The organism is Telluria sp. Soil_C_11, assembly GCF_057657395.1.
Genome location: NZ_JBDGIN010000001.1, coordinates 118,704 through 130,180 on the forward strand (window position 1 = coordinate 118,704; position 11,477 = coordinate 130,180).

Annotated in this window: 13 protein-coding genes; 2 read left to right on the forward strand and 11 right to left on the reverse strand. The window is 63.0% G+C overall.

Annotated elements, in window-relative coordinates:
* Nucleotides 1-110 precede the first annotated feature (110 nt).
* Genes rfbC through rfbB form a run of 4 tightly spaced genes read right to left on the reverse strand, consistent with a single transcriptional unit; the run spans nucleotide 111 to nucleotide 3,512 of the window.
* The gene (rfbC, locus tag AC3A6M_RS00515) at nucleotides 111-662 is read right to left on the reverse strand and encodes a dTDP-4-dehydrorhamnose 3,5-epimerase (protein WP_487850803.1); all 552 of its coding nucleotides are present in this window, start codon (nucleotides 660-662) and stop codon (nucleotides 111-113) included.
* A gap of 7 nt (nucleotides 663-669) precedes the next feature.
* On the reverse strand, nucleotides 670-1,548 hold the full coding sequence (rfbA, locus tag AC3A6M_RS00520; protein WP_487850804.1) for a glucose-1-phosphate thymidylyltransferase RfbA: 879 nt from the start codon (nucleotides 1,546-1,548) through the stop codon (nucleotides 670-672).
* A gap of 16 nt (nucleotides 1,549-1,564) precedes the next feature.
* A complete protein-coding gene (gene rfbD / locus AC3A6M_RS00525) occupies nucleotides 1,565-2,452 on the reverse strand; it encodes a dTDP-4-dehydrorhamnose reductase (protein ID WP_487850805.1) in 888 nt (295 codons plus the stop codon).
* Between the two features lies 1 nt (nucleotide 2,453).
* The gene (gene rfbB, locus AC3A6M_RS00530; RefSeq protein WP_487850806.1) at nucleotides 2,454-3,512 is read right to left on the reverse strand and encodes a dTDP-glucose 4,6-dehydratase; all 1,059 of its coding nucleotides are present in this window, start codon (nucleotides 3,510-3,512) and stop codon (nucleotides 2,454-2,456) included.
* Between the two features lie 139 nt (nucleotides 3,513-3,651).
* On the opposite strand from rfbB, the gene AC3A6M_RS00535 reads away from it, so the two are divergent.
* Nucleotides 3,652-4,818 (forward strand): hypothetical protein, encoded by a 1,167-nt coding sequence (locus AC3A6M_RS00535; RefSeq protein WP_487850807.1) that lies wholly within the window; start codon nucleotides 3,652-3,654, stop codon nucleotides 4,816-4,818.
* 66 nt (nucleotides 4,819-4,884) lie between these two features.
* Here the strand turns inward: AC3A6M_RS00535 and AC3A6M_RS00540 are convergent, their stop codons facing one another.
* From AC3A6M_RS00540 to AC3A6M_RS00550, 3 genes are all read right to left on the reverse strand, one after another.
* Entirely contained in the window at nucleotides 4,885-5,871 is a 987-nt protein-coding gene (locus AC3A6M_RS00540; protein WP_487850808.1) for a fumarylacetoacetate hydrolase family protein, read from the reverse strand.
* A gap of 32 nt (nucleotides 5,872-5,903) precedes the next feature.
* Nucleotides 5,904-6,953: a phospholipase A gene (locus AC3A6M_RS00545; RefSeq protein WP_487850809.1), complete on the reverse strand. Its 1,050-nt coding sequence runs from the start codon at nucleotides 6,951-6,953 to the stop codon at nucleotides 5,904-5,906.
* A 107-nt stretch (nucleotides 6,954-7,060) separates the two neighbouring features.
* On the reverse strand, nucleotides 7,061-7,777 hold the full coding sequence (locus AC3A6M_RS00550) for a pseudouridine synthase (protein ID WP_487850810.1): 717 nt from the start codon (nucleotides 7,775-7,777) through the stop codon (nucleotides 7,061-7,063).
* Nucleotides 7,778-8,002: 225 nt separating this feature from the next.
* On the opposite strand from AC3A6M_RS00550, the gene AC3A6M_RS00555 reads away from it, so the two are divergent.
* Nucleotides 8,003-8,239, forward strand: coding sequence for a hypothetical protein (locus tag AC3A6M_RS00555; RefSeq protein ID WP_487850811.1), 237 nt, complete (start codon nucleotides 8,003-8,005; stop codon nucleotides 8,237-8,239).
* Between the two features lie 152 nt (nucleotides 8,240-8,391).
* On the opposite strand, the gene AC3A6M_RS00560 is transcribed toward AC3A6M_RS00555, so the two are convergent.
* Genes AC3A6M_RS00560 through AC3A6M_RS00575 form a run of 4 tightly spaced genes read right to left on the reverse strand, consistent with a single transcriptional unit; the run spans nucleotide 8,392 to nucleotide 11,432 of the window.
* Nucleotides 8,392-9,390 (reverse strand): S49 family peptidase, encoded by a 999-nt coding sequence (locus AC3A6M_RS00560; RefSeq protein WP_487850812.1) that lies wholly within the window; start codon nucleotides 9,388-9,390, stop codon nucleotides 8,392-8,394.
* A gap of 15 nt (nucleotides 9,391-9,405) precedes the next feature.
* Complete coding sequence (locus tag AC3A6M_RS00565) at nucleotides 9,406-9,777, reverse strand: Rieske (2Fe-2S) protein (RefSeq protein ID WP_487850813.1); 372 nt, start codon at nucleotides 9,775-9,777, stop codon at nucleotides 9,406-9,408.
* Nucleotides 9,774-10,433 carry an HAD-IIIA family hydrolase gene (locus AC3A6M_RS00570; RefSeq protein WP_487850814.1) on the reverse strand — a complete coding sequence of 220 codons (660 nt, stop codon included), beginning with the start codon at nucleotides 10,431-10,433 and terminating at the stop codon, nucleotides 9,774-9,776. Before AC3A6M_RS00570 ends, AC3A6M_RS00565 begins: the two co-directional genes overlap by 4 nt.
* 30 nt (nucleotides 10,434-10,463) lie before the next feature.
* On the reverse strand, nucleotides 10,464-11,432 hold the full coding sequence (locus AC3A6M_RS00575) for an RluA family pseudouridine synthase (RefSeq protein ID WP_487850815.1): 969 nt from the start codon (nucleotides 11,430-11,432) through the stop codon (nucleotides 10,464-10,466).
* Nucleotides 11,433-11,477 lie beyond the last annotated feature (45 nt).

The window sequence follows — 11,477 nt, forward strand, 5'->3', positions numbered from 1 at the left end:
CATATTTAATGCCGATGAGCAATGCTCGCGCAGGATGGAATCCAATAGGAAATTATTCCCGGATGTGGCGGGTATGGATAGGCGGAAAAGCCGGGCAAATCCGCTTTTTTTCAGTCGAACAGCTCAGCCTGCTCCAGCACGCAGGCCAAGGCATCCTTGGCCGCCAACTGGGGCACGAAATCGATCGGCCATGCGATGCCGATGGCCGGATCGTTCCACAACAGGCTGCGTTCGTGCTCCGGATGCCAGTAATCGGTGGTCTTGTAGAGAATGTCCGCCGATTCGCCCAGCACCACGAAACCATGGGCGAAGCCGGGCGGCACCCACATCTGCTTGCGGTTGTCGGCGGTGAGGATCTCCCCTGCCCACTGGCCGAAGGTCGGCGACGATCTGCGCAGGTCGACGGCGACGTCGAACACGGCGCCCTGCACCGTGCGCACCAGTTTCCCTTGCGGATGGCGGATCTGGTAATGCAGGCCGCGCAGCACGTCTTTTGTCGACCTGCTGTGGTTGTCCTGCACGAAGTCGACCTGCAGGCCGGTAGCACTGCGGAAATCGCGTGCGTTGAAGCTTTCGAAAAAGAAACCGCGGCTATCGCTGAAGACGGCCGGTGCCAGCACCAGTACGTCGGGGATGGCCGTTGGCGTGACGGTATAAGCCATGCTCGGATTATGTCAGCAGGTTCAGCAGGTAACGGCCGTAACCGCTGGCTGTCAATGGCGTTGCCAGTTTTTCAAGATCGGCGGCACTGATCCAGCCCTGGCGAAAAGCGATCTCTTCCGGACACGACACCTGCAAGCCCTGGCGCTTCTGCAGCGTCGCGATGAAGCTGGCCGCTTCCAGCAGGCTGTCGTGGGTGCCGGTATCGAGCCACGCGAAACCGCGGCCCATGATCTCGACGTCCAGGGTACCGCGCTCGAGATAGCAGCGGTTGACATCCGTGATTTCCAGCTCGCCACGCGCGGACGGCTTGAGCTGGGCGGCCATATCGCACACCTGGTGATCGTAGAAATACAGGCCGGTCACCGCATAGTGGGATTTCGGCACCGCTGGCTTTTCTTCGATGCTGATGGCGCGTCGGCCGGCGTCGAATTCGACCACGCCGTAGCGCTCCGGATCGTTGACGTGGTAGGCGAAGACGGTCGCGCCATCGGCACGCCCGCTAGCGTTGTGCAGCTGCCTTGCCAGGTCGTGGCCGTAGAAGATGTTATCCCCCAGCACCAGCGCACTCGGGTGCTTCCCCACGAAATCGCGGCCGACGATGAAGGCCTGTGCAATCCCGTCCGGAGACGGCTGGACCGCGTACTGGATGTGCATTCCCCACTGGCTGCCGTCTCCCAGCAATTCGGCAAAGCGCGAGACGTCATGAGGTGTGCTGATCAGCAGCACGTCACGAATGCCGCTCAGCATAAGGGTGCTGAGCGGATAGTAGACCATCGGCTTGTCATACACAGGCATCAATTGCTTGCTGGCGGCTTTGGTAACCGGATACAGGCGGGTACCGGTGCCGCCGGCAAGGATGATGCCTTTTCGTGTGAAGTCGGACATGCGTCTCTTTGCTTCTCTAGAATATTTGCTCAAGTACTTGTTCGACGCCTTCCTGCCATGGCGGCAGCCTCAGGCCGAAGGTGCGGCGGAAAAGGCTGGTATCGAGCCGTGAATTGGCCGGTCGCCTGGCCGCGGTCGGGTATTGCGCGGACGCCAGCGGCACGATCGCCTCCGGCCCTACCCTGAGTGTCTTGCCGGCCGCCTGCGCCGCGCCGATGACGAAGCGGGCGTAATCGTACCAGCTGGTGGCGCCCGAGGCAGCAACATGATAGGTGCCATAGGGAAAAACATCGGCGCCTTCGCGCCGGTATTGCCGGATCAGGTGCGCACTCACGTCGGCCAGCAGTGCCGCCGGGGTGGGTGCACCGACCTGGTCCGCCACCACGCCCAGGCTGTCGCGCTCCGCGGCCAGGCGCAGCATCGACTTGGCAAAATTGCCGCCGTGCGCGCCAAGTATCCAGCTGCTGCGCAGGATCAGGTGACGCGCGTGCGCCGCGGCCAGCGCCTGCTCCCCGGCATGCTTGGTCTTGCCGTAGACGCTGCACGGCGCGGGCCTGTCCGCTTCGTCATAAGGACCGTCCTTGGCGCCGTCGAAAACATAATCGGTCGAATAGTGCACGACCAGCGCCCCCAGGCGCGCGGCTTCTTCGCCGAGGATGCCGGGCGCCAGCCCGTTCACCGCGAACGCGGCGTCAGCATCGGACTCGGCCCTGTCGACGGCCGTGTAGGCGGCCGGGTTGACGATGACGTCCGGAGCGACACGGCGCACCAGTGCCCGCAGCGCCCCGGCATCGGCCAGGTCGCACTCCGCATGGCCGACCGCTGCGACCTCCCCCAGCGGGGCCAGGGCGCGTCGCAGTTCGAAGCCGAGCTGGCCGTTTTTTCCGGTAAGAAGAATCTTCACTTCAGGCTCCGTATTGCCTGTCGACCCAGTCGCGATACGCACCGCTGGTGACCTTCCTGACCCATTCCTGGTGGTCGAGGTACCAGCGCACCGTCTTGCGGATCCCGGTGTCGAAGGTTTCCAGCGGCCGCCAGCCCAGCTCCCGCTCCAGCCTGCTCGCGTCGATCGCATAACGGCGGTCGTGGCCCGGGCGTTCGGCGACAAAGGCGATCTGCTGCCGGTAGGACTGGCCATCGGTGCGCGGGCTGAGCTCATCGAGGACATCGCACAGGGTCCGCACGACCTCCAGGTTGGTCTTTTCGTTCCAGCCGCCGACGTTGTACACCTCGCCGGTCTTGCCCGCTTCCAGCACGCGCCGGATCGCCGCGCAATGATCCTTCACGTACAGCCAGTCCCGGATCTGCTGGCCGTCGCCATAAATCGGCAGTGGCTTGCCGGCCAGCGCATGATGGATGCACAAAGGGATCAGCTTTTCCGGGAAGTGATACGGTCCGTAATTGTTCGAGCAATTGGTCGTCAGCACCGGCAAGCCATAGGTGTGGTGGTAGGCGCGCACCAGGTGGTCGCTGGCCGCCTTGCTTGCCGAATAAGGACTGTTGGGCTCGTAACGGTTCGTTTCCCGGAACGGCGGTTCACGCTCGCCCAGCGAGCCATACACTTCGTCGGTCGATACGTGCAGGAAGCGGAAGCTGCCCCTTTCCTGTTCCGGCAGGGCGCTCCAGTAGCCGCGCACCGCCTCCAGCAGATGGAAGGTCCCGACGATATTCGTCTGGATGAAGTCCTCGGGACCGTGGATGCTGCGATCGACATGGCTTTCCGCTGCAAAGTTGAGGACGGCGCGGGGCCGGTGCGCTTTCAGCAGGCGGTCGAGCAGCGCGGCATCGCCGATGTCGCCTTTGACGAACAGATGCCCGGGATGCCCCTGCAGGCTGGCCAGGTTGTCGGGGTTGCCGGCATAGGTCAGCTTGTCGAGGTTGAGCACCGGCTCATCGCTTCCCTCGAACCAGTCCAACACGAAATTACTACCGATAAAGCCGGCACCACCAGTTATCAGAATCATCCAGCATGCCCTCTATGCGCTCAGCTCAAGCGTGGATTTTATCAATATCGGAAGCTGCATTGATCAATACTAAACCTTGCGGCTTCGATTTCGGGATAGTAAGACGATGATGATAAGAAACCGTGCAGCCGGCCACTGCGTGGCACTCGTCCTGTTCCTGGCTTCAAACCTCGCGGCGCCCTGCTCCGCCGGCGCCGGCCTGGACACTGCCGACCTCGCCACAGCGCAACGCGAAGCCGAGGCCCGCGCCGCCATCGCCGAAGCCGAGCGCGCCGAACTCCTCGCCCGCCTGCCGCCCTCCTCCATCAAGCCGCTCCAGGGCAGCATCGACACCCGGCAGTTCGGCGCCGCCGGCCTGGTCAGGGCTTTCGACCTCGCGCGCGAGCTGGCCTCCGAAGTCTGCGCCGCCCTTCCGGCCGACCGCAAGGCCGTCATCTACGAGCCGGCGGCCGCCCAGGGCGTGCTGGCCGCGCGCCAGGTGGTCGACGCCATCGAGCGCCTGAAGGATGACCTGGTCCGGCAGAACAAGGAACTGCAGCAAGTCATCGAAGCGCACACGCCGCAGGGCAGCGCCGCCGCCATCGGCCTTGCCCTGCTCACGGCGGTGCCGGCGACCATGAAGGCCGGCGCCGACCTGGCCGCGCTGTTCAAGACCGACGTCTCGGCGCAGGGGATCGCCTACGGCGACGGCGCCAGGAGCCTGTTTGCGACGCTGCTGTCGCAGCGCTGCCCGGACAAGCTGGCGGGGCTCGGCTCCGGCTACCTCGGCGAGCTGGACGGCAGGCAGTACGCCATCCTGCTCGCGCGCGCGCGCGCGCTGGCGGCGCAGCGCGGCGAGCTGGCGCAGCGGATCGCCGCCCTGGACAAGCTCGCGGATGCCGCCAAGGGCGAAGAGAAGCGCGGCCTGGCGGCGCTGGTTTCGGGCGCCGGAGCACTGCTGAAGACCGTCGACGCTTTCATCGACTCGCTCAGGGCCGGCGAAACGGGCGACCGCAGCCCGCTGTTCAACGCCGCGCGCTACCTGGGCTATGCGGCGCGCACCGAGGGCATGCTGGTGCTGGATTTCGACCTGCGCCTGGAAGGGATGACGATCGTGAAGGATGCCTTGTTCACGGGCCAGAAGCTGCGCCTGTCGGGGGTGGCGTTTCTCTGGTACCGGGTGCATGAGCCGGATGGGACGCTGCGTTTCGCGGATGCGGTGCGCAGGATTTCGCGGCCGGTCGAGGTGGACTTAAGAGGCGATGGCGTGGACGGAGACTTCTTCGGCTCCGGTAAGGAACTTGGATTCCCGCCTGCGCGGGAATGACAGTGAATAGGCGCGGGAATGACAGTGAATAAGCGCGGGAACGACGTTAGCGCGCTAACGGTACGATTAGCTGTCCAGCCGCACCACCTTCTGCTCGATCGCCCCGAAAATCGACTTGCCCTTCTCATCCAGCATCTCGATCCGGATCGTGTCGCCGAAGCGCATGAACTGCGTGACCGGCTGGCCGAATTCGATCGTCTCCAGGCAGCGCTGCTCGGCGATGCAGGAATAGCCTTTCGACGCATCCTTGTTCGACACCGTCCCCGAGCCGACGATGCTGCCGGCGCGCGCGTTGCGGGTCTTGCAGAGATGGGCGATCAGCTGCGGGAAGTTGAAGACCATGTCGACGCCGGCCTCCGGCTGGCCGATCAGGCGGCCGTTCCAGGTCGAGCGCAGCGGCAGGTGGACCTTGCCGCCGCGCCAGCTGTCGCCCAGCTCGTCCGGCGTCACCGCCACCGGCGAAAAGCCGGTTGCCGGTTTCGACTGGAAGAAGCCGAAGCCCTTCGCCAGTTCGGGCGGGATCAGGTTGCGCAGCGAGACGTCGTTGGCCAGCATGAGCAGGCGAATCTGCGCGATGGCGTCGTCCGGCGTCGCGCCCATCTTCACGTCGCCCGTGATCACGGCCACTTCGGCCTCGAAATCGATGCCCCATTCCTCGCGCGCCAGCACGATGTCGTCCATCGGACCGAGGAAGTCGTCGCTGCCGCCCTGGTACATCAATGGATCTTCCCAGAACGATTCGGGCATCTCGGCGCCGCGCGCCTTGCGCACCAGTTCGACGTGGTTGACGTAGGCCGAGCCGTCCGCCCACTGGTAGGCGCGCGGCAGCGGCGCCATGCAGCGCGCCGGATCGAAGTCGAAGGGACGGCGGGCGCGGCCGGCGTTGAGCTGGTCGTAGAGTTCCGCCAGCTGGGGCGCGATGAAGGCCCAGTCGTCCAGCGCGGCCTGCAGTGTGGGCGCGATACCGTCGGCGACGTGGGCGGTTTTCAGGTCACGCGAGACGACGGCCAGCTGGCCGTCGCGCGATCCGTCATTGAGGGTGGCAAGTTTCATAGCGGCGCAAAGTGAGTTTGGCCGACATTGTATTAGAAGGTGCCGAGCAGCCCCAGCCCGAGCACGTTCTGGTAGTAGTTGTAGTCGATCAGGCTCTGGCCGTAGCCGGAAAAGTATTGCGCATAGCCCTTGAAGTGGCCGGCCAGCGGGAACGCCCAGCTGAGCTGGACCGCGCCGCGATTGGTCGAGAAATTGCGGCGCAGCAGGGCCGAGTAGTCGTACCCGTTGCTGCGGTAGGTGACGGCGAGGTCGCCGCGGCCCATGTAGTCGACGATGTCCGGGTTATTGTCGTCGATGGCCGCTTCGTTGATGCGTTTCCACACCCGCCCAAGGACGGTGAAGCCGGCACGTTCCAGGCCGACCTGCGCATAGACCCGGTTCCAGCTGCGCGACAGCGTCGACGCCTGGCCATTCGACTGGTGTACCACGCCCAGGTTGAGGAAACTCGCATGCATGCCCAGCACATTGAAGTTCAACGGCGTCACCGCCATTAGTTCGGGCTGGTAATTGGTCTCGCGGAAGGGACTGGAAGCCTGGCGGTTGCCGGCCTGCCAGAAACTGTTCTGGGTATAGCCGAACCACAGGTCGACCGGTTTGTCGAAAGCGGTTTCGACCAGCTTGGTCTTGAAGCCAAGCTGGAATACCAGCTCCGCATGCGAGAGGTCGGTGGTCAGGTCGGCGATATCGCGGAATGGGCGGTAGGGCTCGTCGTTCGGATGCGCGGTGCGCGTCACCATCATGTAGTTCGCATGGTGCGGGCGGAAATTGAAGACGCCGCGCCGGTGCGCCTGGTCCAGCTCCCAATGATCGGCCAGGCTGAAGCCGCGGGTCTTTTCCGGCGAGAGGTCGAGCGATGCCTCGACCTCGGGATCGGCTTGCACAACCGAAGGGGCGGCCCCGGCGGCCGGCATGGACTGGGCAGGCTGGCCAACGCCGGCGAGGCGGTCATAGCAGGCCAGGCGCTGGCTCGCATCCGCGATCCTGGCGCAGCCGGAAAGGTCAGGAACGCCCTGCTGGGCCAGGGCCGGGGTGATGAGGAAGAAGGATAAAAGCGGGAGGATTCGGCAAGGATTCGTTGGCATGTGTCGCTATCTTGTTGACAAGCTTCTGGATAGCGAGTGTCGCGGAAAAGCATCTTTTGCGTCGCACGGCAGCTAGTCCGTCGCTGCCGCGTTCGCCTGGACAACGATCAGGTTTGCGCCAGCAAATCCAGCTGTGCCTGCTCCAGGTAACACCACTCCCCTTCCTTGAGGCCGAGCGCGTCGAGCGTGAGCCCGCCGATCTGCGACCGGTGCAGGGCCACGCAATGGTTGCCCGCCGCCGCCAGCATGCGCTTGACCTGGTGGTACTTGCCCTGCTCCAGCACGATCTCGAGCTGGTGGTCGCCGCGCTGGATGCAGGTCTGGGCCGCCAGCGGGGCCGGTTCGTCATGCAGCTGCACACCGGCCAGCAACTGGTCGACCAGGGCCTGGGTCACCGGCTCCTGGGTAGTCGCCTGGTAGACCTTGGGGACGTGGCGCTTGGGCGAGGATTGGGCGTGGATGAAGGGACCATCGTCCGACATCAGCAGCAGCCCGGTGGTGTCATGGTCGAGGCGGCCGACCGGCTGTACTTCGCGCCAGGTAAATTGCTCAGGCAACAGGGTCAGCACACCGGGATGGTGGCTGGGCTTGCGCGAGCATTCGAAATTGGCCGGCTTGTAGAGGGCGATATAGACGCGTTCGCGGTAGACCCATTCCTCGTCGAACACGCTCAATACCAGGCTGTCGGTCTCGACCGTGGTTTTGTAGCTGGTCTGGACTTCGCCACCGATCGCGACGTCGCCGTCCTCGATCAGGGCGCGGCAGTATTTGCGCGTGCCGAAGCCCTGGGATTGCAGCACGCGGTCAAGGGAAAGTTTGCTCATGGGGCGCGACTTTAACAGAACCGATGTGTATGGCAAAGCTCAGCTGGTTCCCTAGTGTGAATCCAAGCCAAGAACACATTTGACACAAGTCAAATGGGAAACGATTCCCGTTGTTAAACTGAAACCGCGTTAGGAATCGACCTACAACTGATGAGCGCAAGACTACGATTCACTAGCTCTTAGGACGAACGTTCATCGAACCCCAACCCAAGAAATGAGGTAAAAGTGCATATCCAACAAGAACATAACGGAGCATGTCATGTTGCTGCCGACCATCTCGCGGCGTTTCCAACCGCCCTGGCGCTGGCACGCTGGACGCGCGGCGGCGACATTCCGCATGTCTTTTCCTCCACGCATGATGTCCCCCTGCGCGCCGCCTGGTATGCCCAAGCCCAACGCCATTTCCAGGCTTGGCTCGAAGATGGCGGCTTTCACCGCCAGGAAAGCCTGACCGCAAAATGAAAACGACGGCTTGCGCCGTCGTTTTCTCCCATTGCGGGGTCCAACCTGAGGAATGGAGTTCACTCTAAACCGCACGGATGCGGGTCTGTAGTTGAAAGCTACAAAACAACTATAGCCGACCTTCCAGAATTTTCAAGGTACATTGATACAAATCAGCGGAGGCTGGGAACCGCTCCGCGATAGATCGAATGCACGGCACCTGACCCCACCGAGGCACCAAATTTCTTCAGCACACGCTCCGGCAAGCCTTCATGGGCGGTGTAGTCGATGATGTCCTCGGCCTTCACCACGTCGCGGGCAACGGTATCGACGGTGCCGAAACCATCTGCCAGGCCCATCTCGACGGCCTTGGCGCCGGTCCAGTAGAGACCGGAGAAGATTTCCGGGTTTTCCTTCAGGCGCTTGCCGCGGCCGGCGCGCACCACGGCGATGAATTGCTCGTGGATTTCGTTGAGCATGGCCAGCGCGTGCTGTTTCTGCTTGTCCGACTGCGGGCTGAAGGGATCGAGGAAGCCCTTGTTCTCGCCCGCCGTCAGCAGGCGGCGCTCGACCCCCAGCTTGTCCATCAGGCCGGTGAAGCCGAAGCCGTCCATCAGCACGCCGACCGAGCCGACGATGCTGGCCTTGTTGACATAGATCTTGTCGGCCACCGCCGCGATGTAATAACCGCCCGAGGCGCAGATCTCGTCCACGACCACGTACAGCGGCTTGTTCGGGTAGCCCTTCTTGAGGCGCTGGATCTCGTCGACGATGATCCCGGCCTGCACTGGACTGCCGCCTGGGCTATTGATGCGCAGCACTACCGCGGCCGAGCCGGCGTCCGAGAACGCCTTGTTCAGCGACGGGATCACGGTATCGGCAGCGCCGCTGCCTTCGTCGTCGATGGTGCCGTCGATTTCGATCAGGGCGGTGTGGCGGCCCAGCGATTCGATATCCGATCCGTTGAAGTTAAAGTCAAAATACGCCCAGATCGCGAAAAATGCCAGCAACAAGAAGGATAGTTTGAAGAAGATTCCCCAGCGCCGCGCGGCCCGCTGTTCGCGCACCGTGGCGAACACGAGCCGCTCCAGGGTGTCGCGTTCCCAGTTGCGCAGTGGCCCGCCGCTAGCGTCGTTCGCGTTCTGATTCTCGTTCCTGTAGTTTTCGCTCATAAATATTTGCTTGATTTACTTCGGCGGCTGGAAATGCTGGTCCGGCTGCCAGTAGACGCCATCCCCGGATTCACGCACGGCGATCGGGCGCAGCCTGCCGCCCCGGCAAGGGCCGCCGGCGCAGAGGCCGGTTTCGGGCACATAGATCGCGCCGTGCGTCGAACACATCAGGTACAGCTTGCTCGACTCGAAGAATTCACCCTGGAACCAGTCCAGTTCGATGGGAACATGGGCGCAGCGGTTCAGATAGCCGTAGACCTTGCCGCCATGGCGCACCACGAAGCCGGTTGCTTCCTCGCCGAAGGCCAGCACGGGAAAGCGCACGCCGGTGCCGCCGTCGACCAGCGCATCGGCGCCGCAGATGAAAACTTCTCCGGCGTCGCTCATGCGTTCTCGATCAGCCACTGGTGGAGCTCAGGCACGTTCTTTGCGGTGAAGATCGGGTGACATGCCTGCAGTTGCTGCACAGGATGCGCGCCGTACTCGACCGCAATCCCCGAAGCACCCGCATTGTTGGCCATAAGCAAGTCATGTGTTGTGTCGCCGATCATAACGGTACGGCGCATGTCCTGCCCCAGCTCCCTTGTCAATTCTTGCAACATTGCAGGGTGGGGTTTGGAAAATGTCTCGTCCGCGCAACGGGTCGCATCGAAGGTCGACAGCAGGCGGCAGGCGTTCAGCGCACGGTTCAGGCCAACCCGGCTCTTGCCAGTGGCGACCGCCAGGAAATAGCCGAGCTGCGAGAGCTCTTCCAGCATGGCGGGAACGCCCTTGAACAGCACCAGTTCGTGGTCTTTTGTCAGGAAATGGTAGCGATATCGCTCCACCATGCGCGGATACAGTGCCGGATCGATGTCCGGCATGACTGCCTGCATGGCCTCCGACAGTCCGAGCCCGATCACGTGCGCGGCCGCCGCGTCGCTGGGGACACTCAGGCCGAGGTCCTTGGCGGCCGACTGTATACATTTGACAATGGTGGCGGTGCTGTCCATCAGCGTGCCGTCCCAGTCAAAGACGATCAGATCGAATTGCTTTCGTGCCATGTTTTTCGCCCCAGAAGGGACATTCTTTCGTTATGTGTGTTTGCTCACGGGTTGCCCCAAGCTTACCAAGAAACGCTCGCACTCCGGCGGCAGCGGCGCCGTCAGGGTCATCGGCTGGCCGGTATCGGGGTGCTGGAAGGTGATCCGCCAGGCGTGCAGGAACATGCGCTTGAGGGCACCACGCGTGTCGGTTGCCTTCTGAAGCTGCTTGTTCAATGCAAAATCGCCGTATTTCTCGTCACCGGCAATGGGGAAGCCGCTCGAGGCCAGGTGCACGCGGATCTGGTGCGTGCGCCCGGTCTTGAGCTCGGCTTCGAGCAGGGCAAAGCCTTCCCACTTGCGCCGCAGATTGAACACGGTGTGCGCCTCCTGGCCGCCGGCCTGCACCACCACGCGGCGCTCGCCGTCGGGCGTCGTGAATTTATGCAAGGGCAATTTGACGTGCTGGCGCGGGTTCTTCCAGTCGCCGCTGACCAGGGTCAGGTAGCGCTTGTCAGTCTTACCGTCGCGCATTTGCTCGTGCAAATTGGTCAGGGCAGAACGTTTCTTCGCCAACAACAGCAAGCCCGAGGTTTCCCGGTCCAGGCGATGCACCAGTTCCAGGAACTTGGCATCCGGCCGCGCCGCGCGCAGCTGTTCGATGACGCCATAGGACACGCCCGAGCCGCCATGCACGGCAACGCCGGCCGGCTTGTCGATCACGAGCAGGTGGCTGTCCTCATGGACGATCGCGAACTCGGCGCCCGGCACCGGCGCGCTGCCGGCAGCCTTTTCGGCGGTGCGGATCGGCGGGATCCGCACCACGTCGCCGGCTTCCAGTCGGTACAACTGATCGATACGCCCCTTGTTCACACGCACTTCGCCGGAGCGGAGAATGCGGTAAATATGGCTTTTTGGGACACCTTTACAGACACGCAGCAGGTAATTGTCGATGCGCTGTCCAGCCTCTTCTTCGACGATTGTTACAAGCTGGACAGAATTTCTCTCTAAGTCCTTCATTTTGAATATATAATCGACAGGCGGCGGTCAAACCTCTGCTGGTGT